The following is a 24,984-nucleotide window of genomic DNA, read 5'->3' on the forward strand; positions in this document are numbered from 1 at the left end:
GGCGCCACTATAATTTGTTATTTAATTATTTGCAAAAGGTAAAATAATAAATTTATTTATTAAAAATGCGAATGGGAATAAAACGCATTAACGATATTAAACGGAGGATATAAATAATAAAGTGGTAAAAGACCAGCAAAAATGAGCTGGTCGGAAATATTAATAATTGAAAGAAGGCGATTGGGGCACCGCGACACCATGACACTGCCAGGCGAGTGTAATTTTGGTATTTAAGCACAGAGAGCCTGCATACACGCTACAGGTTGACACCGGCTGACCAAACGCTTCTGCGCTGGCATAGCCCAGGCGCTGACACTCTTTGGTGGCTGTCCCTTGGGTAACGTAGTCATCGGTACGTGCTGTTTGTAACATGGCCTGATTATAAGTCAGGCGAACCACACCAGTGATGGCGCTGGCTTCGCTGACCTGTGCCTGTTTTGTAATTGTGCATCCTGTCAGCATGAGCGGCAAAAGCGCCAGGATAAAAGTCTTCATGAGATCGCTCTGAAAGTTCGAAGATACACTATCATGGCATACAGAGACCCTCATCAATGGCTTGAATAGCCCGAAGATCACCTGCGATTAATCACAACGAGGTCATTTGTTTGAGGTAATTCTGAACTGTTCAGACAGGAATGTGAGCGCAACTTTGTTTTTTAAAACTAAATTTCATTAAATTTGAAAGTGCGATTGCAAAATAGTAATGTGGCTGAATGTTATGACTTTCAGCGGGCTACCGCAGCGCATTCAGGAGAGTACAGAATGAAAATTGCATTGATGATGGAAAACAGCCAGGCAAGCAAAAACGCCATCATCCATAACGAGCTTAAGGCCGTTGCGGATGAGAAAGGTTTTCCGGTCTATAACGTTGGGATGAGCGACGAAAATGATCATCATCTGACCTACATCCATTTAGGCATTATGGCCAGCATCCTGCTTAATTCCAAAGCTGTAGACTTTGTTGTTACAGGTTGCGGTACGGGCCAGGGGGCAATGATGTCACTGAATATCCATCCGGGTGTGGTGTGTGGCTATTGCCTTGATCCTGCAGATGCGTTCTTGTTCTCTCAGATCAACAACGGCAACGCGCTTTCTCTGGCATTCGCCAAAGGTTTTGGCTGGGGTGCTGAGCTGAATGTGCGCTATATGTTTGAAAAAGCGTTCACCGGGCGTAACGGTGAAGGCTACCCACCGGAGCGTAAAGAGCCGCAGGTGCGTAACGCCGGTATTCTGAATCAGGTGAAAGCGGCTGTGGTAAAAGAAAATTATCTGGACACGCTGCGCGCGATCGATCCTGAACTGGTGAAAACCGCTGTATCAGGCCCGCGCTTCCAGCAGTGCTTCTTTGAAAACTGCCAGGACAAAGCAATCGAAGCGTTTGTACGCGAGGTGATTGGCTAAATCCTGTTGGCCCGGCGGTGTTCACCCTCCGGGCTACCTGTTCCTGTTCGATACTGCGCTTCCTGCATCACGGGTGAGCCGCAGCGTATCCACCATACCTACCAGACAAATAATGGCAATAGCGACAAAGGCCAGCCGGAAACTGATCCCCGGAATATTGCCCAATGCCAGCCTTTCGCTGACCACATCACCAATGCGGATGCCAATAGCGGCTAAAGAAATGCCCAATCCCACTGCTAATTGTGTCGCCGTACTGAACAGCGTATTAGCGTAGCTCATTTGTGCAGCGGGGACGTCCGCGAAGGCAAGCGTGCTGACGCCGGTAAACTGAATTGAGCGGAACACTCCGCCCAGATACAACACCAGCAAACTAACCCACACGGGGGTCTGCGGCGTAATTAATGCACAGGCCAGCAACGCCAGAACGTTAAGCGCACCGTTAATCAACAGCAGTTTCTTAAAGCCCAGCCAGCGTATCAACGGTGTGGTGGCAGGTTTAATCGTCAGATTGCCGACAAATACCGCCAGCACCAGCGAACCCGCGTGAAAAGCGTTCATGCCAAAACCTACCTGAAACATTAACGGCAGCAGAAACGGCACGGCGCTGATAGAGGCACGAAACAGCGATCCGCCATACATGGTGACGCGAAAAGTAGGGACGTTCATGGCATCAAGGCGAATCATTGGCCAGGCGGTGCGACGAAAATGATGCAGGGCAAACAGAAAGGTCAATGTTCCTAGCGCCAAAAGTCCGGCGGTCAGCCAGCCCTGAGGCTGTTGGGTTCCCAGTAACTCCATGGCATACACCAGGCTCACCATCGCAACAGAGGTTGCGATAAATCCTGTTATATCAAATGGGCGGCGCTCGTCGTCATGAATATCCGGGATAAAACGTAGCGCCAGCGCAATCGCCAGTATTCCGAGCGGTACATTAATGAAGAAGATCCAGCGCCAGTTGGCATAGCTGGTAATGAATCCGCCAAGGGGAGGGCCAATGATGGGCGCGACTAACGCGGGCCAGGTCAGGGTCGCAATAGCGGTGATCAACTGATGTTTAGGCGTGGTTCGTAATACCGCGAGTCGACCAACCGGAACCATTAGCGCGCCACCTACGCCCTGTAAGATTCGCATGGCGACAAAGCTCTCAAGGCTTTCGGACAAACCGCATAAAACCGAGGCGAGAGTATATATCGCCAGTGCAAGGGTAAACACCTTTCGGGCGCCGAAGCGATCCGCAATCCACCCGCTGGCGGGGATCAGTACCGCGAGGGTGATCAGATAGGCGCTGATACCTATGTTCAGGTCAACTGCCTGCACGCCAAAACTTTTCGCCATGTCGGGCAGTGCGGTGGCAATCACCGTGCCGTCAATAAACTCCATAAAGAAAGCCCCGGCAACAAGTAATGCAGCCGGGGATAGACCGCGTTTGTTCTCAACCGCTAAATGTTCACTCATGTTGTGCTTGCCATCTCAAAAGAAACTGACTGGAACTATTTTTATTTTCAGCGCATTCGGAAGGCATGCGCGGCTATCGTTTCGTTCGTTGAATGGGTACTATGACGACCTTTCTATAAGGAGCTCACTATGTCCCAAACACTGAATGCCGATCAGGAACTGCTCTCGGACGTTGTTGCCTGTCAGCTGGTTATCAAGCAGATTCTGGATGTTCTTGATGTTATTGCCCCAGTTGAAGTTCGGGAGAAAATGTCCAGCCAGCTGAAAAGCATCGACTTTTCCAGCCATCCTGCAGGTGCCGATCCGGTCACTATGCGCGCAATACAAAAAGCGGTTGCCTTGATCGAGTTGAAATTCACGCCGCAGAATGAATCTCACTAAAATAAACCGTTGTTTCAGGTTTTAGAAAGGTTTTTTTGCGCCTCGCAGAATGAGAGGCGTGAGCGTAGAGAAAATTAAGCACCGGCCGGATAAGGTGCGTCGCATCGTTATCCGGCATTAACACGATGAAAATTGAAGATTAGTGATGTTGATAGTTCACGACGTTCAGCAGGTGCTTATCGGTTTGCGCCATGCACAGTCCCGCACGTTTAGCGCTGCGGACTTCATCAAGAATCGTCTGTAACAGCACGCCATCCTGCTGCTGCTCTTTTTCCAGATCGTGAAGAAAATCAATGGTTGTTGCATCATTCAAGGCTTCTGCTTCATTGGTTAAGCGTGATAGCTTGCTGTAACGCTGTTGGTATTCATCCAGCGTTTTCTGAAACAGTTCTTCAAGGGAAGTTAGTTCATCACCCGGAACATCGATAGCCTTGACGATAGGGTTAGCCCCGGCACTTTTCATAAAATTAAACATACGCATCATTTGAGTCACGTTACCTTGCGCCTGGGTGCGTAGAAAGGTTGCGGTGCCAGTCAGGCTGTGTTCGTAGCACCATTCACTGAGATGCAGGTAAAGATTCGATGCGTAGAACTCGAGGTTCATTTGTGTGTTGAGTTTATGAACAATTCCAACTGCAGCCATATCAATATCCTTATTTCCAGAAAGGGGGATGTACGTTACTAACGTCAGTGCAACGGGCTGCCGCTACACGTCACCTCTACGTACAATTAAAACTGTTAGCAGAATAAATCCGTTCCGCCGGTCCTTTAGTGATCACGAATTATATTCGCTCCCGATCGAGATTCAGCATAACTCCAGTCCCGACATAAGAAAATCCTTAAATCTGCGTATTTATGATTTTTTACATATTGTCATAGCAATATTAGTGATTTTTCCGCTTGTGCATATAAATGCTGTGAATATAACAGATTGATATTTATAGCATTAAAGTGAAATATTGATAATGAAATGATGTTTCATATCACGAAATTGAATTTCACAATCAGGTATTGTCTGTCGCCAGATGATTATCTGGTCTTCGGATGAAGAAATTTCACCATTGACCCGCGTCGGTGAACGCTATCTGCTGGCTAATTTTTTTTGCGCCAGATCAGTTTTGTGGAAATTAATAAAGTTAAGCGCCTGAATGATTCGACATTTATTGTTTGGTGTATTTGGGAAAATCGAGGAGTGTGTATGAAAAAGGTTGCCGTGCTACTGGCACCTGGTTTTGAAGAGGCGGAAGCCATTGTTACCATTGATATTCTGCGCCGCCTGCAGATCGAAGTTGAAACACTGGCCTGCGCCGAGTCCCGTGCGGTGGTGAGCTACCATGACGTGCCGATGGTGACGGACAGCACGCTGGCTGCGCGTCAGACGGATCTTTATGATGCCGTTGTGTTACCCGGCGGGCCGCAGGGCAGCGTTAACCTTGCCGCCAGTGAGGCTGTCATCCAGTTTATCGCTCGCCATGACGAGGCGGGAAAACTCATTTGCCCGGTGTGTTCTGCGGCGGCGCGCGTGCTGGGCGGCAACGGCCTGCTGAAGGGGCGTCGCTACGTGTGTTCGGGAGATCTGTGGCAAAACGTCGCGGATGGAGAATATATTGATGCGCCGGTTGTTGAAGATGGCAACCTTATTAGCGGCAAAGGGTTAGGGCATATTTTCGATTTTGCTTTCACGCTTTCAGCGCGTCTGCTGGAAGATGACATTCCGGTTCGCGATCACGCTGACCACATTTATTACAGATGGTAATCATTGTGCTCCCGAATGCATCGGTATTCGGGAACAAGGATTCGTTGGCTGATGTTATGGACTAATCTGCTACCCCTCTTTTTTCCCGTCGACAAAACCGCGTTTTTTTATGTCATTTCCCGCTGAATTTATGTACGCAATTACTGTAATTCTGTGGTGTGATGCCGCTCTCTTATGGAGAATCAATTTCCCGCTAAAAATACTCTCAGCACTGGCATTGATCTTATCAATAAAAGGTAATGCCTTGTTTTACGTCCGAATTACAAAAAATCGTCTGATTTTACCCTACATAAAAGAACGTTAAAGCTGGAGTTAACCATGCACAAATTCACTAAAGCGCTGGCTGCCATCGGTCTGGCTGCCGTTATGTCACAATCCGCTATCGCTGAATCTATGAAGCTCGGTTTCCTGGTCAAACAGCCGGAAGAACCGTGGTTCCAGACTGAATGGAAATTTGCCGATAAAGCCGGTAAAGACCTTGGTTTTGAGGTGATTAAAATTGCCGTTCCGGATGGTGAGAAAACCCTTAACGCCATCGACAGCCTGGCTGCAAGTGGAGCAAAAGGGTTTGTGATTTGTACGCCAGACCCAAAACTGGGGCCAGCCATTATGGCTAAGGCGCGTGGCTACGATATGAAAGTCATTGCCGTCGACGACCAGTTTGCCAACGCCAAAGGTAAGCCAATGGATACCGTGCCACTGGTGATGATGGCGGCAACCAAAATTGGTGAGCGCCAGGGCCAGGAGCTGTACAAGGAGATGCAAAAACGCGGTTGGGATGTGAAATCCACCGCCGTAATGGCCATTACCGCCAACGAACTGGATACCGCACGTCGTCGTACTTCTGGTTCAATGGAAGCGCTTAAAGCCGCAGGCTTCCCGGAAAAACAGATTTACCAGGTCCCAACAAAATCGAATGACATCCCCGGCGCATTTGACGCCGCCAACTCCATGCTGGTTCAGCATCCTGAAGTCAAAAACTGGCTGATTGTCGGCATGAACGACAACACCGTGCTGGGTGGCGTACGTGCGACCGAGGGGCAGGGCTTCAAAGCACCAAACGTGATTGGTATCGGGATCAACGGCGTTGACGCGGTGAGCGAACTTTCCAAAGGCGAAGCGACCGGGTTCTACGGTTCACTGCTGCCAAGCCCGGACGTGCACGGCTACAAATCCAGTGAAATGCTCTACAACTGGGTAACGAAAGGTGCAGAGCCACCGGCATTCACTGAAGTGACAGATGTGGTGCTGATTACCCGCGATAACTTCAAAGAAGAGCTGGCGAAGAAAGGCTTAGGCGGTAAGTAACAGAAGTGCTGCGATGTTGTAGGCCGGATTAGGCGAAGCCGCCTTCCGGCGCAATGCCCGGTGGCGCTGTGCTTACCGGGCCTACGTCCGGCGGTTTTCCTGGCCGGTAAAATCCTGACTCACGGAGACGTTATGCAACAGTCTACCCCGTATCTCTCATTTCGCGGCATTGGCAAAACGTTCCCGGGCGTTAAGGCGCTGACGGATATCAGTTTCGACTGCTATGCCGGACAGGTGCATGCGCTGATGGGCGAAAATGGCGCCGGGAAATCAACACTCTTAAAAATTCTCAGCGGTAACTATGCGCCAACAACGGGATCTCTGACGATCCGCGGACAGGAAGTTTCGTTCGCGGATACCACTGCCGCACTCAACGCCGGTGTCGCCATTATTTATCAGGAACTGCATCTCGTCCCGGAAATGACCGTTGCCGAGAATATTTACTTAGGGCAGTTACCGCACAAAGGCGGGATTGTGAACCGCTCGCTGCTGAACTATGAAGCAGGAATCCAGTTGAAGCATCTGGGGATGGATATCGATCCCGATACCCCACTGAAATACCTCTCCATTGGCCAGTGGCAGATGGTGGAGATTGCAAAAGCGCTGGCGCGAAACGCCAAAATTATCGCCTTTGATGAACCAACCAGCTCCCTGTCGGCTCGCGAGATTGAGAATCTGTTTCGCGTCATCCGTGAGCTGCGCAACGAAGGACGCATCATTCTGTACGTTTCGCACCGTATGGAGGAGATTTTTGCTCTCAGCGATGCCATCACCGTGTTTAAAGATGGTCATTACGTCAAAACGTTCACGGACATGCAGCAGGTCGATCACGATGCGCTGGTGCAGGCGATGGTCGGGCGCGACCTCGGGGATATCTATGGCTGGAAATCCAGACCGTATGGCACAGAGCGTCTGCGGCTGCATGAAGTCAAAGCTCCAGGCGTGCGTACGCCAATCAGCTTATCCGTGCGAAGCGGTGAAATTGTCGGGCTGTTTGGCCTGGTGGGGGCCGGACGTAGCGAATTAATGAAAGGGCTGTTCGGCGGTACGCGTATCACGGCGGGCCAGGTTTTTATTGATGAACAGCCTATCGATATCCGTAAACCAAGCCATGCCATTGAAGCGGGGATGATGCTGTGCCCGGAGGATCGCAAAGCTGAAGGGATCATTCCGGTCCATTCAGTGCGCAACAACATCAACATTAGTGCACGGCGTAAGCATGTTCTGGGGGGATGCGTGATCAACAACGGCTGGGAAGAGACCAATGCCGATCACCATATTCGTTCACTCAACATCAAAACGCCGGGTGCAGAGCAACTGATCATGAACCTCTCCGGCGGTAATCAACAGAAGGCTATTCTCGGTCGTTGGTTATCGGAAGAGATGAAAGTGATTTTGTTGGATGAGCCTACACGCGGCATTGATGTGGGCGCCAAACATGAAATTTACAACGTGATTTATGCCCTCGCAGCGCGCGGTGTGGCCGTGTTGTTTGCTTCCAGTGACCTGCCAGAAGTGCTCGGTGTCGCCGACCGTATAGTGGTGATGAGAGAAGGCGAAATTGCCGGTGAGTTACTTCATGAACAGGCGGATGAGCGCCAGGCGTTGAGCCTTGCTATGCCTAAAGTCAGCCAGGCTGTAGCCTGAATAAGGAGAGTATGATGTCTTCCGTTTCTACATCGGGTTCTGGCGCAACGAAGTCGGCGCTAAATCTGGGCCGCATTTGGGACCAATACGGCATGCTGGTGGTGTTCGCCGTGCTGTTCCTAGTTTGTTCCCTCTTTGTGCCAAACTTTGCGACTTTCATCAACATGAAGGGGTTAGGGCTGGCGGTATCAATGTCGGGTATGGTTGCCTGCGGGATGCTGTTTTGCCTGGCATCCGGTGATTTCGACCTGTCTGTCGCGTCTGTAATTGCCTGTGCTGGTGTTACCACTGCCGTAGTCATTAACATGACCGAAAGTCTGTGGATTGGTGTGGCTGCCGGGCTGTTGCTCGGTATTCTGTGTGGTCTGGTGAATGGGTTCGTGATTGCGCGGTTAAAAATTAACGCCCTGATCACTACTCTTGCGACAATGCAGATTGTACGTGGTCTGGCCTATATTATCTCCGACGGTAAGGCAGTCGGGATTGAAGACGAGCGTTTCTTCACACTCGGCTATGCTAACTGGTTTGGTCTGCCGGCGCCTATTTGGATCACGGTCGTTTGTTTCATTGTCTTTGGCTTACTGCTGAACAAAACCACGTTTGGGCGTAATACGCTGGCCATTGGGGGCAATGAAGAGGCGGCGCGCCTGGCTGGGGTTCCGGTTGTTCGTACCAAGATTATTATCTTTATTCTTTCCGGTCTGGTATCCGCCATTGCCGGGATTATCCTAGCATCGCGTATGACCAGCGGCCAGCCAATGACCTCAATCGGTTATGAGTTGATCGTGATTTCAGCCTGCGTGTTAGGGGGCGTTTCGCTTAAAGGCGGCATCGGAAAAATCTCATATGTGGTGGCCGGGGTCTTGATCCTGGGGACGGTTGAGAATGCGATGAACCTGCTGAATATCTCTCCGTTCGCGCAGTATGTGGTTCGTGGCCTCATCCTGCTGGCGGCGGTGATCTTCGACCGTTATAAGCAAAAAGCGAAGCGTACCGTTTGATGATTTAAACCCCAACTTTTTAGTCTAGCTTCTGCCCGTCGCCAGCCGCTACCCGGCTGGCGATTGTTTTTTCAAATGGCGAGCATGGTCACACTGTCTATACTTATATCCGTCATACATCATCTATACGCCGCGATCCGCGTGGCGTTCTGACCATGATGAGGAGGATAACCGGGTGACAGCATCACTGACTTTACCCCCTGAACAATCTGCAAACTGTGCTTACTTTTTTGATCTCGATGGGACACTTGCTGAGATTAAACCTTTTCCCGACCAGGTCGTTGTCCCTAAGACAATCCTGCAATGTCTACATCAGTTAGCGACGCAGAATGCGGATGCGCTGGCATTGATTTCAGGGCGCTCAATGGTTGAGCTTGACGCACTCACTACTCCGTTTCGTTTTCCGCTTGCCGGAGTACATGGGGCAGAACGCCGTGACATCAATGGTCAAACGCACATAGTAAACCTGCCTGAAGGTATCGAACGTGAAGCCGGGGCGTTATTACACGCAGCGTTGGTGATGTTACCGGGGGCAACACTTGAAACCAAAGGCATGGCCTTCGCGTTGCATTATCGCCAGGCACCCGAACACGAAGCGGCGCTGGTTACCCTGGCTGAACGCATCACGCGCAAATGGCCGCAGCTTGCTCTGCAGCACGGAAAATGTGTCGTGGAAATAAAGCCTAAGGGCAGTAATAAAGGCGACGCGATAGCTGCATTTATGCAGGAAGCGCCTTTTGCTGGCCGGATCCCTGTGTTTTTCGGTGATGATCTGACAGATGAAACAGGGTTTGCTGTAGTTAACCGCGCTGGCGGTATTTCTGTAAAGGTAGGGAGCGGGCCGACGCAGGCAACATGGCGTCTGGATGGTGTCAGGGATGTCTGGCACTGGCTGGAGAAAAATAACTCTTCGCAGCAAGAACCGAAAGCAACGAATAACAGAAGAGGTGGCTATGAGTCGTTTAGTCGTAGTATCTAATCGTATCGCCTCACCAGATGACAAAGGGAGCGCGGGTGGGCTCGCGGTCGGTGTACTGGGCGCGTTAAAAGCTGCTGGTGGTTTATGGTTTGGCTGGAGTGGTGATACAGGTAATGAGGATAAACCGTTAAAAAAGGTCACCCGTGGCAATATCACCTGGGCCTCGTTTAATTTGAGTGAGCAAGATTACGAAGAGTATTACTGCCAGTTTTCAAATGCGGTTTTATGGCCCGCGTTTCACTATCGACTGGATTTAGTTCAGTTTCAGCGCTCTGCCTGGGAAGGCTACCAACGGGTTAATGCCTTACTGGTAGATAAACTTCTGCCGTTGCTTGGCGATGACGACATTATTTGGGTTCATGATTACCATCTGTTGCCGTTTGCCTGCGAGTTACGTAAGCGTGGCGTGCGTAATCGCATCGGTTTTTTCCTGCATATTCCTTTTCCGACGCCGGAAATTTTTAATGCGCTCCCGCCGCATCTGGCGCTACTTGAGCAAATGTGTGATTTTGATTTGCTTGGTTTCCAGACCGAAAACGATCGCCAGGCTTTTCTGGACTGTCTCGCAGCCCAGACTCGGGTGACCACGCATAAAGATAAGCAGCACCTGGCATGGGGAAAAGCGTTTCGTACTCAGGTTTATCCCATCGGTATTGAACCGGATGAGATTGCACGACAGGCGTCCGGTCCGCTGCCGCCAAAACTGGCACAGCTAAAAGCGGAGCTTAAAAATGTGCAGAATATTTTCTCCGTGGAGCGTCTGGATTACTCCAAAGGCTTGCCGGAGCGCTTTCAGGCCTATGAGGCCTTACTGGAACATTATCCGCAGCACCACGGTAAAATTCGCTATACGCAGATAGCACCGACCTCGCGTGAAGAGGTGCAGGCCTATCAGGATATTCGCCACCAACTGGAAACAGAGGCAGGGCGAATCAACGGCAAATATGGGCAACTGGGCTGGACGCCGCTTTACTATCTGAACCAGTATTTTGATCGTAAATTGCTGATGAAGATCTTCCGCTACTCTGATGTAGGGTTGGTGACCCCGTTGCGCGATGGTATGAACCTGGTGGCGAAAGAGTTTGTGGCCGCACAGGATCCTGCTAACCCTGGCGTGCTGGTTTTATCGCAATTTGCCGGGGCGGCGAACGAGCTAACCTCCGCCCTTATTGTTAATCCTTATGACCGGGATGAAGTGGCAGGCGCATTAAACCAGGCGCTGACGATGCCACTTACCGAACGTATCTCGCGCCACGCTGAAATGCTTGAGACTATCGTTAAAAACGATATCGACAACTGGCAGGCGACGTTCATTTGCGATCTTAAAACGGTCACGCCGCGTCGGAGTCAATGCCAACTGCCAGACAATATCTCTTCCTGTTCTAAACTCGCATGAAGTCGTGGCACTGTGGATTAATCTCCAGCTAGCGGAACCAGAAGAACGTCCACCTGGCTGGTATGAATCACGCTTTTCGCTGAACAGGATGCGCGCGAAAAAAAACTGTGGTTATGGTTGCCGTAAATGACCAGATCAACGGCGTGTTTGCGGCATACATCCAGGATATGTTCATTCAGAGCCCCATAGGTAATAAAGGTATGTTCAATGGGGTATTCTGCTTCTTTGCTAAGTTTGTCGATAAAATCCTGAGTCTCTTCTTGCATCACTTCACGCAGGTCTTCCAGCATGGGGGCAGCAAACTGGTTATACAGTTCGGGGTCTGAGACCAGTGTAATCAGGCTAATTCGGGCGTTGACAGGGCGAGCGATAGAAACCGCCTTGTCTAACAACTGCTGACTTTCAGGGGTGGCGGCAACAGCAACAAGAATGTGCGAATAGCTCATAACTCGCTCCTTTTTTTCAAGAATTATGAGAGGGCTTTTCAGCTTTACTCAGCTTACCCCATACTGCAACGTTTCCCGCCTCGATAGTGTGAATGTCATCATGATTATTCATTAATTATTCTTATAAATAGAATAATCTATTCATATTAGTTGCAGATATGTTCAGGTTACTTAAGTGAAACCCACTGCTAATGAAAACAATGTGTTAATAAAAATTAAACATATATTAACATTTGCAAGGTCGTCACATCGCGGTATTAATTAATCACTCTAAATATTTAACTTATTGTTTCTAAAGAATTTAATTAAAAAAGTTTTTTGAGTTAAATATGTGATCCAGCTCGCTATTTCACGGCGTGATATTAACGGATGTGAACAAAATACTATTCGGTTTTATTGCAAGAATATTCGTACATCAGGAATTGAAATAGATGATTGCGGATTAAAAAATAAGCAAAGTAAAAGCTGCGCTGATGGATTTATGTTAAGTGTTTGGCTGGTTTATGTGATCTTGATCACATATTCTTTAAATTCGCAGCATACCTCCGTTGTATGTGTAACTGACGGCGGGTAGAGTTGCGTCGAATTAGGAAAAATCTTAGACATTTGTAAGAATTGATGTGAGCTTGTAAGGGACGCTGCCTTCTTAAAAGGGAATGTTTAGACAACGCGTAAGTGTCGTCACGCTGCTATGTATTTGACCTTTTGCTTTTTTTTACCGGGCCTTCCCGGCGACATCACGGGGTGCGGTTTTACCGCATGAAAACAATGTTGGTTATTATGGATGCAAATAATGCATACATCCGAGTTGCTGAAACACATCTATGACATCAATTTGTCATATTTATTGCTTGCACAGCGTTTGATCGTTCAGGACAAAGCATCTGCGATGTTTCGCCTTGGTATCAGCGAGGAAATGGCGGACACGTTGGCAACATTAACACTTCCTCAAATGGTCAAACTGGCCGAAACAAACCAACTGGTATGTCATTTCCGTTTCGACGATCACCAGACTGTTACTCGCCTGACGCAAGACTCCCGCGTTGACGATCTTCAGCAAATTCATACTGGTATCATGCTTTCAACACGCCTGTTAAGCGACATCGATGATGCAGCACGTAAGAAAAGGGCTTGATGATGAGCGAAAAAAGCATTGTTCAGGAAGCGCGTGATATCCAGTTAGCAATGGAATTAATCACATTGGGCGCCCGTTTGCAAATGCTGGAAAGCGAAACGCAATTAAGCCGTGGTCGATTAATCAAGCTGTACAAAGAATTACGCGGTAGTCCTCCGCCAAAAGGGATGCTCCCGTTTTCCACCGACTGGTTTATGACGTGGGAACAAAATATTCATGCGTCGATGTTTTGCAATGCATGGCAATTCCTGCTCAAAACGGGTCTCTGTAGCGGCGTGGATGCCGTGATCAAGGCGTATCGGTTATATCTTGAGCAGTGTCCGCAGTCTGAAGAAGGGCCATTGTTGGCGTTAACCCGCGCGTGGACGCTGGTGCGATTTGTCGACAGCGGATTGCTGGAGTTGTCCCAATGCAATTGCTGCGGTGGGAATTTTATCACCCACGCACACCAACCCGCAGGCAGCTTTGCCTGTAGTTTATGCCAACCGCCATCACGGGCCGTAAAAAGACGTAAACTTTCCCAGAATGCTGCCGATATTATTCCACAACTGCTGGATGAACAGATCGAACAGGCTGTTTAACTGATACGGTGTGGATGAACACTCCAGCAGCGGTAAGCGATTACCGCTGCTTTTTTTTGTCCTGACCTTACGTTAATTGCCCGACTGCGCATCCTGTCATAGTCAATTGCGAAAGGATGATGTCGTGCTTATCTTATTAGGTTACCTGGTTGTTATTGGTACAGTTTTCGGCGGTTACATGATGACCGGCGGACACCTTGGGGCACTCTATCAACCGGCTGAGCTGGTGATTATCGGTGGTGCGGGTATTGGGGCATTCATCGTCGGCAATAACGGGAAAGCCATCAAAGGGACGATGAAAGCGATCCCGTTGCTTTTCCGTCGTTCGAAATACACCAAAGCGATGTATATGGATCTGCTGGCGCTCTTGTATCGCCTGATGGCCAAGTCACGTCAACAGGGCATGTTCTCGCTTGAGCGCGACATCGAAAACCCAAAAGAAAGTGAAATCTTCGCCAGCTATCCGCGCATTCTTGCGGATGCGGTAATGCTTGATTTTATTGTCGATTATCTGCGACTGATCATCAGCGGCAACATGAATACGTTTGAGATTGAAGCGCTGATGGACGAAGAAATTGAGACTCATGAGAGCGAAGCCGAAGTTCCGGCGAATAGCCTGGCGATGGTTGGCGACTCGCTACCGGCATTCGGGATCGTCGCGGCCGTTATGGGTGTTGTGCATGCGCTGGCTTCTGCCGATCGCCCGGCAGCAGAGCTGGGTGCGTTGATTGCGCATGCGATGGTGGGAACATTCCTCGGTATTTTGCTGGCCTATGGATTTATTTCTCCGCTTGCCAGCGTTCTGCGACAGAAAAGCGCTGAAACAACCAAAATGATGCAGTGCGTGAAGATAACGCTGCTCTCCAATCTGAATGGTTACGCGCCGCCGATTGCCGTTGAATTTGGTCGTAAGACACTGTACTCCAGCGAACGTCCTTCGTTTATCGAACTGGAAGAACATGTTCGTGCGGTGAGAAATCCAACTGCGCAACAGACGACCGAGGACGCATGAAAAATCAGGCCCATCCCATTATCGTTGTAAAGCGACGCAAACATAAGAATCACGGTGGTGGGGCGCACGGCTCGTGGAAAATCGCCTACGCCGATTTTATGACCGCAATGATGGCCTTCTTTCTGGTGATGTGGCTCATTTCTATTTCCAGCCCTAAAGAATTGATCCAGATTGCCGAATATTTCCGTACACCGTTGGCCACCGCAGTGACCGGGGGAAATCGTATTTCGAATAGCCAAAGCCCGATTCCAGGCGGCGGGGATGATTACACCCAGCAGCAGGGCGAGGTGAACAAGCAGCCGAATATTGATGACCTGAGAAAACGTATGGAACAGAGCCGCTTGAGCAAACTTCGCGGCGATCTCGATCAACTGATTGAATCCGATCCCAAACTGCGAGCGCTGCGTCCGCATTTAAAGATTGATTTGGTTCAGGAAGGGCTGCGGATACAGATTATCGACAGTCAGAATCGACCGATGTTTAAGACCGGTAGCGCTGAAGTTGAGCCCTACATGCGCGATATCCTGCGCGCGATTGCTCCAGTGCTCAACGGGATCCCTAACCGGATCAGCCTTTCCGGTCACACGGATGATTACCCTTACGCGAATGGTGAGAAAGGGTACAGCAACTGGGAATTGTCTGCCGATCGCGCAAATGCATCGCGTCGCGAGCTGGTTAGCGGCGGTCTGGATGATGGAAAAGTATTACGTGTGGTAGGTATGGCCGCCACGATGCGTCTGAGCGATCGCGGTCCTGAAGACGCTATCAACCGCCGTATTAGCCTGCTGGTTCTCAATAAGCAGGCAGAAGAGGCCATTTTGCATGAAAACGCTGAAAGCCAGAATGAGCCGGTAAGTGTCTTACAACGGCCAGCGGAACTCCCGCCGGTAAGCGTTCCCACATCGCCACCAGCCAATCCGAGGTGATAGCGTGAGCATGGATATTAGCGATTTTTATCAGACATTTTTTGATGAAGCTGACGAACTGTTGGCTGATATGGAGCAACACCTGCTTGATTTGGTTCCTGAAGCCCCGGATTCCGAACAGCTGAATGCCATTTTTCGTGCAGCGCACTCGATTAAAGGCGGGGCGGGCACCTTCGGCTTTACCATTTTGCAGGAAACGACCCATCTGATGGAAAACCTGCTGGATGAAGCGCGGCGTGGCGAGATGCAGCTCAATGCCGACATTATCAACCTGTTTTTGGAAACGAAAGATATTATGCAGGAACAGCTCGACGCCTATAAAAGCTCAGTGGAGCCTGATGCCGACAGTTTTGAGTACATCTGCCAGGCGTTACGGCAGTTAGCGCTCGAAGCGAAAGGTGAAACCGCACCGGCAGTTGTCAACTCAGCAAAACTTAGCGTTGTTGACAGCGCCGCGATGCAGGAAGAGGCGGTTGCAAAGCCTGAACCCGCCAGTGAAGAGAGCAAAAAACGCATTACTCTCTCGCGCCTGAAAGCCAGCGAAGTGGATTTACTGGAAGAGGAACTGGGGAATCTGGCGACCTTAACCGATGTGGTAAAAGGAAGCGACACGTTATCAGCAACGCTTGATGGCAACCTCGCAGAAGATGACATCATCGCGGTGCTTTGCTTTGTCATTGAAGCGGACCAAATTGAATTCGAAACCGTCAGCGCAGCGCCTGTGGCAGCTGAAGCTGAAGAGGTGGCTGTTGTCACTAAGCCGCAGCCGGTTGCTGTGGCACCTGCGGTGAAAGCTACCGCCAGTGAAGCACCACATAGCCGCGCGGAACGTGAAAAACCCGCCCGCGCCAGCGAGTCGACCAGTATCCGCGTAGCGGTAGAAAAGGTTGATCAGCTTATTAACCTGGTTGGCGAGTTGGTGATCACCCAGTCGATGCTGGCCCAGCGCTCTAACGAACTGGATCCTGTCAATCATGGCGATCTCATCACCAGTATGGGTCAGTTACAACGTAACGCCCGAGATTTGCAAGAGTCGGTGATGTCGATTCGTATGATGCCAATGGAGTACGTGTTCAGCCGTTTCCCTCGTCTGGTGCGCGATCTGGCCGGTAAGCTGGGTAAACAGGTTGAGCTGACGCAGGTAGGTAGTTCAACCGAACTCGATAAGAGCCTGATTGAACGCATCATCGATCCGTTGACGCACCTGGTGCGTAACAGCCTCGACCATGGTATCGAATTGCCGGAAAAACGCCTTGAATCCGGCAAAAGCCCAATCGGCAATCTGACGCTTTCCGCAGAGCATCAGGGCGGGAATATTTGTATTGAAGTGACCGATGATGGCGCTGGCCTGAACCGCGAACGTATCCTGGCTAAAGCTGTCTCTCAGGGCATGCCGATCCACGAAAACATGAGTGATGACGAAGTGGGTATGTTGATCTTCGCTCCAGGCTTTTCGACCGCCGAACAGGTGACGGATGTTTCCGGACGCGGCGTGGGTATGGATGTGGTGAAGCGAAATATCCAGGAGATGGGCGGCCATGTTGAGATCCAGTCTAAACAGGGACAGGGGACCACTATTCGCATTCTGCTGCCGCTGACGCTGGCGATCCTCGACGGGATGTCCGTGCGTGTGGCCGATGAGGTCTTCATTCTGCCACTGAATGCCGTTATGGAATCGCTGCAACCGCGCGAAGAAGATCTCCATCCGCTGGCCGGAGGAGAGCGCGTTCTGGAAGTGCGTGGCGAATATTTACCACTGGTTGAGTTGTGGAAAGTCTTTGAGGTTGAAGGCGCTAAAACTGAAGCGACTCAGGGCATTGTGGTCATTTTACAAAGTGCAGGGCGTCGCTATGCGCTGCTGGTCGATCAGTTAATTGGCCAACACCAGGTAGTGGTCAAAAACCTGGAAAGCAACTACCGCAAAGTGCCAGGTATTTCTGCTGCAACGATCCTCGGCGACGGCAGCGTCGCGCTGATTGTCGATGTCTCTGCATTGCAGGGGTTAAACCGCGAACAACGTGTGGCGATCACAGCCGCCTGATTGAGTGAGAAGGGAATAATATGACCGGTATGAGTAATGTAACTAAACTGGCCGGCGAACCGTCAGGTCAGGAATTCCTCGTGTTTACGCTGGGGGATGAAGAGTACGGTATCGATATCCTGAAAGTGCAGGAAATCCGTGGTTATGATCAGGTGACGCGCATCGCTAACACGCCTGCGTTTATCAAAGGCGTCACAAACCTACGTGGTGTGATTGTGCCTATCGTCGACCTGCGCGTGAAATTTAGCCAGAGCGATGTGGATTACAACGAAAACACCGTGGTGATTGTGCTTAATCTGGGTCAGCGGGTGGTTGGAATTGTGGTAGATGGCGTCTCGGATGTGCTGTCGCTGACAACGGATCAAATCCGTCCGGCACCGGAGTTTGCGGTCACGCTGTCGACGGAATATTTGACGGGATTGGGTGCGCTGGGTGACCGGATGCTGATTCTGGTCAACATTGAGAAACTGCTGAACAGCGAAGAAATGGCGCTGCTGGATATTGCCGCTTCCCACGTCGCATAATCGCCATAACTCATCCGGCCTACAATGATTGCTGTTGCAGGCCGGATTAGCGTAGCGCATCCGGCAGATTTCCCTCTTACGCTTCCCGCTCAACCAGCTCCGGTTCTTCTTCCAGTAAACCTTCATCCTGCGCCAGCATCGCCGTTGCAATCCCGTTACCTAATACGTTGATTGCTGAACGTCCCATATCTAGGAAGTGGTCAATTCCCATCAGTAACAGGATCCCGGCGACCGGAATGTTAAAGCTCGGGATGGTTGCAGCCAGCACTACCAGTGCTGAACGCGGCACACCGGCAATCCCTTTGGACGCCAGCATCAGCGTCAGCATCAGGACGGTGATTTCTGCGAAGGAGAGGTGGATGTTATAGGCCTGCGCGATAAACATGGAGGCAAATGAACAATAGACCATGGAACCGACCAGGTTAAACGAATAACCGATAGGCAGCACGAATGACACGATGTTGGGTGAGCAGCCAAATTTAGTTAATTGCTCCAGCGTTTTCGGATAAGCGGCCTCAGAGCTGCTGGTGGTGAATGCGACCAAAACCGGGTCTTTCAGCATGCTCACCAGGCGAAATACCTCTTTTTTCAGCATGACATAACCCACAGCCAGCAGAACCAGGCAGGTCAGCAAAATCGCCACATAGTAGCCGCCGATAAACGACGCATAGTTAAGCAGGATCCCCAGCCCCTGGGTGGAGATGACGGAAGAGATGGCGGCAAAAATAGCCAGCGGTGCAACGTACATCACGTAGCCGGTCACTTTGAGCATAATATGGGAAACCACATCCAGCGCCGCAACCAGTGGGGCGTTGAATTTCTCACCAAGGGATGCGCCACCAATACCGAAGAACATTGAGAACACCACAATTTGCAGGATCTCATTGTTAGCCATCGCTTCAGCGATGCTGGTTGGAATGGTATGCGTCAGAAAACCTTTCAGGCTCATGCCGCCTACGGCCAGGCCGGTGTCGGTGGCTTCCAGCGGGATCGCCAGGTTCAGCCCGCTGCCGGGTTGCTCAAGGGAAACCACAAACAGACCGACTAGGATAGACAATATAGAAGAGCTGATAAACCAGATCATCGCTTTGCCGCCCACGCGACCGATGGTGGACGTTTCTCCCAGGCGCATAATACCAACGGTCAGGGTGCTGAATACTAAAGGCGCGATCACCATTTTAATCAGGCGTAAAAAGATGTCGGTAAGAAGCGTAATGTTATCGGCCCAGGCGGTCACAACGCCGGGGGAGGCATAAGAGTGGATCACCGCACCCGACAGGATCCCCGCCAGCATGAAGATCACGATAAACAACGTGAGTTTGTTTGCATTTGCCACTAAAAAGCCCTCAGTAAGGATTTAACATTTATTGATCGGTTACTCATTTTTTATACTTATTAAGTGGTAACGAGATATTCATCATATAAATTGGATTAAAGCGTAAACGGATACAACTTTTTTTAATTTTTTATCCATTTTGTTGTGGTATTTACGATGCGTATGTGTGATCTCAATCACATAAAAATGCGTATTTCGGCCATTCTGACCGTGCTCACCGATGAAAATAAATGTTATTTACATGATAATTATGGTGTTTTTATGTGAATGATTTGTGGTTGCTGCACACCCGTTTTATCTTCCCCTCGCCAGGCTTCACATCCCTTCAGGATTTCCTTTTCGCAAACGTAAAGTTATCTCAGCGAGTGCCGATAACGTTGATAACTCGTTTTCAGGAAGGTGCCTTATGTTTAACCGTATCCGCGTTGTCACAATGCTGATGATGGTGCTGGGGGTTTTCGCACTGCTACAGCTTGTTTCCGGTGGTCTGTTGTTTTCTTCATTGCAGCAGAATCAGCAAAGTTTTGTTATTTCTAACGATCTTCGACAGCAGCAAAGTGAACTCACCTCAACATGGGATCTGATGCTGCAGACACGAATCAATTTAAGCCGTTCTTCTGCGCGCATGATGATGGATGCATCTAACCAGCAAAGCAGCGCCAAAAACGATCTGCTGAAGAATGCGAAAGCATCGCTGGCGCAGGCTGAAACGCATTACGCAAAATTTAAAAACATCACACCGTTGCCGGAAATGGCAGAAGCCAGCGGCAACGTTGAGGAAAAATATCAGCAGTACCATGCGGCCCTGGCAGAACTGGTTCAGTTTCTGGAAAGCGGCAATATGGACGCCTACTTCGCGCAGCCTACGCAGGGAATGCAAAACGCGCTCGGCGAGGCGCTGGGCAAGTACGCCAGCGTTAGCGAAAAGCTTTACGTCCAGGCATTTGATCAAAGCGCGCGGGATTACCATTTCGCCCAATGGCAGCTTGGCGTGCTGGCCGTGGTGCTGGTGCTGATTCTGGTGGTGGTCTGGTATGGCATCCGTCATACCTTGCTTAATCCTCTGTCCCGTGTCATTGCCCATATCCGGGAAATCGCCAGCGGTAACCTGACCGCAACTCTCGCCGTAAGTGGCCGTAACGAAATCGGCGAGCTGGCCAGTACGGTTGATCATATGCAGCGCTCGCTGACGGAAACCGTCACTCTGGTGCGTGAAGGCTCTGATGCGATTTATTCCGGTACCAGCGAAATTGCCAGCGGAAACACTGACCTTTCATCTCGTACGGAACAGCAGGCGTCTGCACTGGAAGAGACCGCAGCCAGCATGGAACAGCTGACCGCAACCGTGAAGCAAAACGCGGACAACGCGCGTCAGGCCTCGCAACTGGCGAAAAGCGCGTCCGATACCGCGCAGCATGGCGGCAAAGTGGTTGATAGCGTGGTGAACACCATGCACGAAATCGCCGATAGCTCGAAGAAAATCGCCGACATCATCAGCGTCATCGATGGCATTGCCTTTCAGACCAATATTCTCGCACTGAACGCGGCAGTTGAAGCAGCACGTGCCGGTGAGCAAGGCCGCGGCTTTGCCGTGGTAGCGGGTGAAGTGCGTAATCTGGCAAGTCGCAGTGCGCAGGCGGCGAAAGAGATTAAGGCATTGATTGAAGATTCCGTTTCCCGGGTTGATACCGGTTCCGTACTGGTAGAAAGCGCCGGCGAAACAATGAACGATATCGTCAATGCCGTGACGCGGGTGACAGACATTATGGGCGAGATTGCCTCGGCATCTGACGAGCAAAGCCGGGGGATTGATCAGGTTGCGCTCGCGGTCTCTGAAATGGATCGCGTTACGCAGCAGAACGCCTCTTTGGTACAGGAGTCAGCTGCCGCAGCGGCCGCTCTTGAAGAACAGGCCAGTCGCTTAACGCAGTCGGTATCGACTTTCCGTCTTGCGTCACGTCCGGCCTCGACAAAACCACGCGATACACGATTACCAGCAGCCCCGAGCGCATCCTATCCGCGCCAGAGCATTGAACAAGATACGAATTGGGAAACATTTTGACTGATAGTTAAACCGCGGCCAGTGCCGCCCGATGGGAGCGTTGATGTTTAATCGTATTCGAATTTCGACCACGCTGTTTTTGATTTTAATCCTCTGCGGTGTTTTGCAGATTGGCAGTAATGGCTTGTCCTTCTGGGCATTTCGGGACGGTTTTCAGAACCTGAATCAGGTCGAACGGAGTAATCAGCAACGCGCTGCGCTGGCCCAAACCCGCGCTGTGTTATTACAGGCCAGTACGGCCCTTAATAAGGCAGGGACGCTGACCGCCCTGAGCTATCCGCCAGAGGACATCAAAACGCTGATGACCCTCGCGCGCGATAGCCTGGCGCAGTCTGAGTTGATGTTTAAACGCTTTATGGCGACGTCGGATTCGACGGAGCAAGGGAAGGCGCTGTTTGGCGCAACGGAGAATAGTTTCAGCCAGTGGCACAGCGCTCTCGCGCATCAGGCCACCTGGCTTGAAAATAATCAGTTGTCAGATTTTCTGACCGCGCCGGTGCAGGCGGCTCAGGATGCTTTTGATGCGAATGTGAATGCGTGGCAGAGCAACATCGACAGCGTGTTACAAACGGCGGGGGAGCAGAGTCAGCGTAATTACCATATGTCGGGGGTGATTTTCGCCACCATGGTGGTACTGGCGGCACTGCTCACCAGCGGTGCGCTGTTCTGGTCGCGCAAGATGATCGTTCAGCCGCTGGCGATTATTGGCAGCCATTTCGACAGTATTGCCGCGGGGAACCTGGCACGACCGGTAGCGGTTTATGGGCGCAATGAGATCTCGGCCATTTTTGCCAGCCTGCAGAAGATGCAAAAGGCGTTACGCGAAACGGTCAGTGACGTTCGTCAGGGCAGCTCAGCCATGCATAGCGGTATTTCAGAAATTGCGATGGGCAATAACGATTTATCTTCGCGAACCGAACAGCAAGCGGCCGCTCTGGCGCAAACGGCGGCCAGCATGGAGCAACTGACCGCCACCGTCGGCCAGAACGCTGATAATGCGCGCCAGGCGTCAGGAATCGCCAAAAGTGCGGCAGACACAGCGCATAAAGGTGGCGAGCAGACGTCCCGGGTCGCCAGCACCATGCATGAGATTTCTGCCAGCTCGCAGAAAATCGGCGACATCATCGGCGTGATTGACAGCATTGCCTTCCAGACCAATATCCTGGCGTTGAATGCAGCGGTAGAGGCCGCCAGGGCGGGGGAGCAAGGGCGTGGTTTTGCCGTCGTCGCTGGTGAGGTGCGCAATCTGGCAAGCCGTAGCGCACAGGCGGCGAAAGAAATTAAGGGACTGATTGAAGAATCTGTCACCCGGGTGCATCAGGGCTCGCAGCTGGTGGATATGGCGTCGCGCACTATGACGGAAATAGTCAGTTCGGTGACCCGGGTTAACGACATCATGGGCGAGATTGCCTCGGCATCCGATGAACAGCGCAGAGGCATTGAGCAGGTGGCGCAGGCCGTCAGCCAGATGGACTCCGTGACGCAGCAAAACGCCGGTCTGGTGGAAGAAGCCGCATCCGCCGCCGGACAACTTGCCACGCAGGCCGATCATCTTTCTGCTTGTGTCGCATTTTTTAAACTTGAAGAGCAAACCGTAGCAAAACAAGAGTTGGCGCAGCCTCAGGTTGCGCCCGTTGTATCCTGAATGTGATTGAGAAGGCGCTATGACATCATCTCTGCCCTCCGGGCAAACGTCATTATTGTTACAGATGACACAGCGCCTCGCGCTGTCTGACGCGCATTTTCGTCGGATATGTCAATTAATCTACCAGCGTGCGGGGATCGTACTGGCCGACCATAAGCGGGACATGGTTTATAACCGCCTGGTTCGTCGACTGCGTACCCTGGGGCTGGATGACTTTGGTCGCTATCTCAGCATGCTGGAAGCTAACCAGAACAGTGCTGAGTGGCAGGCTTTTATTAACTCCCTGACTACCAACCTGACCGCGTTTTTTCGCGAAGGGCATCATTTTCCGGTGCTGTCAGATCACGCTCGTCGGCGCAGCGGTGAATACCGCGTCTGGAGCGCGGCGGCGTCAACCGGAGAAGAACCCTACAGCATTGCGATTACGCTTGCCGATACCTTAGGTATGGCACCGGGCCGCTGGCGCGTTTTTGCCAGCGACATTGATACCGAAGTACTGGAAAAGGCCAGAAACGGCATTTACCGCCTCGATGAGCTAAAGACGCTGTCACCCCAGCAGTTGCAGCGTTATTTCATGCGCGGCACCGGGCCGCATGAAGGACTGGTACGCGTTAGGCAGGAACTGGCAGGTCATGTTGAATTTTCCAGCGTGAACTTACTGGATAAGCAGTACAACGTGCCTGGCCCTTTTGATGCCATATTTTGTCGTAACGTGATGATCTATTTCGATAAAACGACACAACAGGACATTTTGCACCGTTTTGTTCCACTTCTTAAACCTGACGGGCTGCTGTTTGCAGGTCATTCAGAAAACTTTAGCAACCTTGTGCGCGAGTTTAGCCTGCGTGGACAGACCGTGTATGCGCATGCGCCAGGTAAGGATAAAGCATGAGTAAAATCAGGGTGTTGTCGGTAGATGATTCTGCATTGATGCGTCAAATCATGACCGAAATTATTAACAGCCACAGTGATATGGAAATGGTGGCGACGGCGCCGGATCCGTTGGTCGCCCGGGATTTAATCAAAAAATACAATCCCGACGTCCTGACGCTGGACGTGGAAATGCCGCGCATGGACGGCCTCGACTTCCTGGAGAAGTTGATGCGCCTGCGTCCAATGCCTGTGGTGATGGTTTCTTCACTGACCGGCAAAGGTTCAGAGGTCACGCTGCGGGCCTTGGAACTGGGGGCGATTGATTTTGTCACCAAACCGCAACTGGGGATCCGCGAAGGGATGCTGGCGTATAGCGAGATGATTGCTGAAAAGATCCGCACCGCATCGCGCGCAAAACTGGCGGCCCATAAGCCCATGGCGGCACCGACGACCTTGAAAGCAGGGCCGTTACTCAGTTCGGAAAAGCTGCTGGTGATTGGGGCGTCAACCGGAGGAACAGAGGCAATTCGCCATGTACTCCAGCCATTGCCGCTTTCAAGCCCCGGTATTCTTATTACCCAGCATATGCCACCAGGGTTTACCCGTTCGTTCGCCGAACGTCTGAACAAACTGTGCCAGATAACCGTGAAAGAGGCAGAAGACGGAGAGCGCGTACTCCCGGGGCATGCGTATATCGCGCCGGGCGACAAGCATATGGAACTGGCACGCAGCGGCGCGAACTATCAAATCAAAATTCATGACGGTCCGCCGGTTAATCGGCATCGGCCCTCAGTGGATGTGCTGTTCCATTCGGTGGCGAAACATGCGGGGCGCAATGCCGTCGGGGTGATCCTGACCGGTATGGGCAACGATGGCGCAGCCGGAATGTTAGCGATGAATCAGGCGGGAGCCTGGACCATTGCGCAAAACGAAGCAAGTTGTGTGGTGTTCGGCATGCCGCGCGAGGCCATCAATATGGGTGGCGTAAGCGAAGTGGTCGATCTTAGCCAGGTGAGCCAGCAAATGCTGGTGAAAATTAGTGCCGGACAGGCAATACGTATTTGAATCAGGAGTTTATT

Annotated in this window: 23 protein-coding genes; 18 read left to right on the plus strand and 5 right to left on the minus strand. The window is 51.1% G+C overall.

The features are described 5' to 3' along the window. Nucleotides 1–159: 159 nt before the first annotated feature. Nucleotides 160–495: a YecR family lipoprotein gene (gene yecR, locus OGY67_RS03175; RefSeq protein ID WP_008785081.1), complete on the minus strand. Its 336-nt coding sequence runs from the start codon at nt 493–495 to the stop codon at nt 160–162. Between the two features lie 267 nt (nt 496–762). On the opposite strand from yecR, the gene OGY67_RS03180 reads away from it, so the two are divergent. Then, the gene (locus OGY67_RS03180) at nt 763–1,401 is read left to right on the plus strand and encodes an RpiB/LacA/LacB family sugar-phosphate isomerase (protein WP_003034591.1); all 639 of its coding nucleotides are present in this window, start codon (nt 763–765) and stop codon (nt 1,399–1,401) included. A gap of 33 nt (nt 1,402–1,434) precedes the next feature. Here OGY67_RS03180 and OGY67_RS03185 read toward each other — a convergent pair whose 3' ends face one another. Beyond that, nucleotides 1,435–2,856, minus strand: a complete 1,422-nt coding sequence (locus OGY67_RS03185) for an MFS transporter (protein WP_286573443.1) — start codon at nt 2,854–2,856, stop codon at nt 1,435–1,437. Between the two features lie 129 nt (nt 2,857–2,985). Between OGY67_RS03185 and OGY67_RS03190 the strand changes: the two genes are divergently transcribed. Further along, on the plus strand, nt 2,986–3,237 hold the full coding sequence (locus tag OGY67_RS03190) for a DUF2766 family protein (RefSeq protein WP_003034595.1): 252 nt from the start codon (nt 2,986–2,988) through the stop codon (nt 3,235–3,237). A gap of 139 nt (nt 3,238–3,376) precedes the next feature. Here OGY67_RS03190 and OGY67_RS03195 read toward each other — a convergent pair whose 3' ends face one another. Beyond that, a complete protein-coding gene (locus OGY67_RS03195) occupies nt 3,377–3,880 on the minus strand; it encodes a non-heme ferritin-like protein (protein ID WP_003034597.1) in 504 nt (167 codons plus the stop codon). Nucleotides 3,881–4,435: 555 nt separating this feature from the next. On the opposite strand from OGY67_RS03195, the gene OGY67_RS03200 reads away from it, so the two are divergent. The 6 genes from OGY67_RS03200 to otsA all read left to right on the plus strand — a co-directional run bounded on the left by OGY67_RS03200 (nt 4,436) and on the right by otsA (nt 11,324). Further along, entirely contained in the window at nt 4,436–4,993 is a 558-nt protein-coding gene (locus OGY67_RS03200) for a DJ-1/PfpI family protein (protein ID WP_048235190.1), read from the plus strand. Between the two features lie 318 nt (nt 4,994–5,311). Further along, entirely contained in the window at nt 5,312–6,301 is a 990-nt protein-coding gene (locus OGY67_RS03205) for an arabinose ABC transporter substrate-binding protein (RefSeq protein ID WP_060683681.1), read from the plus strand. Nucleotides 6,302–6,433: 132 nt separating this feature from the next. Next, a complete protein-coding gene (araG, locus tag OGY67_RS03210; RefSeq protein ID WP_003839135.1) occupies nt 6,434–7,948 on the plus strand; it encodes an arabinose ABC transporter ATP-binding protein AraG in 1,515 nt (504 codons plus the stop codon). A 14-nt stretch (nt 7,949–7,962) separates the two neighbouring features. Continuing rightward, on the plus strand, nt 7,963–8,949 hold the full coding sequence (gene araH, locus OGY67_RS03215; RefSeq protein WP_008785075.1) for an L-arabinose ABC transporter permease AraH: 987 nt from the start codon (nt 7,963–7,965) through the stop codon (nt 8,947–8,949). 175 nt (nt 8,950–9,124) lie between these two features. Further along, the gene (gene otsB, locus OGY67_RS03220; RefSeq protein ID WP_008785074.1) at nt 9,125–9,928 is read left to right on the plus strand and encodes a trehalose-phosphatase; all 804 of its coding nucleotides are present in this window, start codon (nt 9,125–9,127) and stop codon (nt 9,926–9,928) included. Continuing rightward, on the plus strand, nt 9,903–11,324 hold the full coding sequence (otsA, locus tag OGY67_RS03225; protein WP_032943805.1) for an alpha,alpha-trehalose-phosphate synthase: 1,422 nt from the start codon (nt 9,903–9,905) through the stop codon (nt 11,322–11,324). The genes otsB and otsA overlap by 26 nt, the downstream gene beginning before the upstream one ends. A gap of 17 nt (nt 11,325–11,341) precedes the next feature. Here the strand turns inward: otsA and uspC are convergent, their stop codons facing one another. Further along, entirely contained in the window at nt 11,342–11,770 is a 429-nt protein-coding gene (uspC, locus tag OGY67_RS03230) for a universal stress protein UspC (RefSeq protein ID WP_008785072.1), read from the minus strand. Nucleotides 11,771–12,563: 793 nt separating this feature from the next. Here uspC and flhD point away from each other — a divergent pair. The 6 genes from flhD (at nt 12,564) to cheW (ending at nt 17,989) form a co-directional block, all read left to right on the plus strand. Beyond that, the gene (flhD, locus tag OGY67_RS03235) at nt 12,564–12,905 is read left to right on the plus strand and encodes a flagellar transcriptional regulator FlhD (protein WP_003034622.1); all 342 of its coding nucleotides are present in this window, start codon (nt 12,564–12,566) and stop codon (nt 12,903–12,905) included. After that, nucleotides 12,902–13,486, plus strand: coding sequence for a flagellar transcriptional regulator FlhC (gene flhC / locus OGY67_RS03240; protein WP_206120863.1), 585 nt, complete (start codon nt 12,902–12,904; stop codon nt 13,484–13,486). Before flhD ends, flhC begins: the two co-directional genes overlap by 4 nt. Nucleotides 13,487–13,610: 124 nt before the next feature. Then, nucleotides 13,611–14,498 (plus strand): flagellar motor stator protein MotA, encoded by an 888-nt coding sequence (gene motA / locus OGY67_RS03245; protein WP_003034628.1) that lies wholly within the window; start codon nt 13,611–13,613, stop codon nt 14,496–14,498. Next, a complete protein-coding gene (motB, locus tag OGY67_RS03250; RefSeq protein WP_003034631.1) occupies nt 14,495–15,424 on the plus strand; it encodes a flagellar motor protein MotB in 930 nt (309 codons plus the stop codon). Before motA ends, motB begins: the two co-directional genes overlap by 4 nt. Before the next feature lie 4 nt (nt 15,425–15,428). Beyond that, nucleotides 15,429–17,465 carry a chemotaxis protein CheA gene (gene cheA / locus OGY67_RS03255; protein WP_020996632.1) on the plus strand — a complete coding sequence of 679 codons (2,037 nt, stop codon included), beginning with the start codon at nt 15,429–15,431 and terminating at the stop codon, nt 17,463–17,465. 20 nt (nt 17,466–17,485) lie between these two features. Beyond that, nucleotides 17,486–17,989 (plus strand): chemotaxis protein CheW, encoded by a 504-nt coding sequence (gene cheW / locus OGY67_RS03260; RefSeq protein WP_003034638.1) that lies wholly within the window; start codon nt 17,486–17,488, stop codon nt 17,987–17,989. A 76-nt stretch (nt 17,990–18,065) separates the two neighbouring features. Here cheW and OGY67_RS03265 read toward each other — a convergent pair whose 3' ends face one another. After that, nucleotides 18,066–19,325: a dicarboxylate/amino acid:cation symporter gene (locus tag OGY67_RS03265; RefSeq protein WP_003833882.1), complete on the minus strand. Its 1,260-nt coding sequence runs from the start codon at nt 19,323–19,325 to the stop codon at nt 18,066–18,068. Nucleotides 19,326–19,731: 406 nt separating this feature from the next. On the opposite strand from OGY67_RS03265, the gene tar reads away from it, so the two are divergent. The 4 genes from tar to OGY67_RS03285 are packed head-to-tail and all read left to right on the plus strand — an operon-like array spanning nt 19,732 to nt 24,970. Further along, nucleotides 19,732–21,387 (plus strand): methyl-accepting chemotaxis protein II, encoded by a 1,656-nt coding sequence (gene tar, locus OGY67_RS03270; protein WP_003833879.1) that lies wholly within the window; start codon nt 19,732–19,734, stop codon nt 21,385–21,387. 43 nt (nt 21,388–21,430) lie between these two features. Beyond that, a complete protein-coding gene (gene tap / locus OGY67_RS03275; RefSeq protein ID WP_071446161.1) occupies nt 21,431–23,032 on the plus strand; it encodes a methyl-accepting chemotaxis protein IV in 1,602 nt (533 codons plus the stop codon). A gap of 19 nt (nt 23,033–23,051) precedes the next feature. Continuing rightward, on the plus strand, nt 23,052–23,924 hold the full coding sequence (gene cheR / locus OGY67_RS03280) for a protein-glutamate O-methyltransferase CheR (RefSeq protein ID WP_032943796.1): 873 nt from the start codon (nt 23,052–23,054) through the stop codon (nt 23,922–23,924). After that, nucleotides 23,921–24,970, plus strand: coding sequence for a protein-glutamate methylesterase/protein-glutamine glutaminase (locus tag OGY67_RS03285; RefSeq protein WP_003833872.1), 1,050 nt, complete (start codon nt 23,921–23,923; stop codon nt 24,968–24,970). Before cheR ends, OGY67_RS03285 begins: the two co-directional genes overlap by 4 nt. The last annotated feature ends 14 nt before the right edge of the window (nt 24,971–24,984 follow it).

It is taken from the genome of Citrobacter sp. Cpo015, assembly GCF_030333035.1.
GTDB classification, from domain to species: Bacteria; Pseudomonadota; Gammaproteobacteria; order Enterobacterales; family Enterobacteriaceae; genus Citrobacter; species Citrobacter portucalensis.

Coding starts and splice junctions, on each gene's coding strand:
- yecR (WP_008785081.1), bottom strand. CDS start 495: ATGAAGACTTTTATCCTGGCGCTTTTGCCGCTCATGCTGACAGGATGC.
- cheR (WP_032943796.1), top strand. CDS start 23,052: ATGACATCATCTCTGCCCTCCGGGCAAACGTCATTATTGTTACAGATG.
- flhD (WP_003034622.1), top strand. CDS start 12,564: ATGCATACATCCGAGTTGCTGAAACACATCTATGACATCAATTTGTCA.
- OGY67_RS03205 (WP_060683681.1), top strand. CDS start 5,312: ATGCACAAATTCACTAAAGCGCTGGCTGCCATCGGTCTGGCTGCCGTT.
- tap (WP_071446161.1), top strand. CDS start 21,431: ATGTTTAATCGTATTCGAATTTCGACCACGCTGTTTTTGATTTTAATC.
- araG (WP_003839135.1), top strand. CDS start 6,434: ATGCAACAGTCTACCCCGTATCTCTCATTTCGCGGCATTGGCAAAACG.
- OGY67_RS03190 (WP_003034595.1), top strand. CDS start 2,986: ATGTCCCAAACACTGAATGCCGATCAGGAACTGCTCTCGGACGTTGTT.
- araH (WP_008785075.1), top strand. CDS start 7,963: ATGTCTTCCGTTTCTACATCGGGTTCTGGCGCAACGAAGTCGGCGCTA.
- tar (WP_003833879.1), top strand. CDS start 19,732: ATGTTTAACCGTATCCGCGTTGTCACAATGCTGATGATGGTGCTGGGG.
- motB (WP_003034631.1), top strand. CDS start 14,495: ATGAAAAATCAGGCCCATCCCATTATCGTTGTAAAGCGACGCAAACAT.
- OGY67_RS03180 (WP_003034591.1), top strand. CDS start 763: ATGAAAATTGCATTGATGATGGAAAACAGCCAGGCAAGCAAAAACGCC.
- OGY67_RS03195 (WP_003034597.1), bottom strand. CDS start 3,880: ATGGCTGCAGTTGGAATTGTTCATAAACTCAACACACAAATGAACCTC.
- OGY67_RS03200 (WP_048235190.1), top strand. CDS start 4,436: ATGAAAAAGGTTGCCGTGCTACTGGCACCTGGTTTTGAAGAGGCGGAA.
- otsA (WP_032943805.1), top strand. CDS start 9,903: ATGAGTCGTTTAGTCGTAGTATCTAATCGTATCGCCTCACCAGATGAC.
- uspC (WP_008785072.1), bottom strand. CDS start 11,770: ATGAGCTATTCGCACATTCTTGTTGCTGTTGCCGCCACCCCTGAAAGT.
- cheW (WP_003034638.1), top strand. CDS start 17,486: ATGACCGGTATGAGTAATGTAACTAAACTGGCCGGCGAACCGTCAGGT.
- OGY67_RS03185 (WP_286573443.1), bottom strand. CDS start 2,856: ATGAGTGAACATTTAGCGGTTGAGAACAAACGCGGTCTATCCCCGGCT.
- OGY67_RS03285 (WP_003833872.1), top strand. CDS start 23,921: ATGAGTAAAATCAGGGTGTTGTCGGTAGATGATTCTGCATTGATGCGT.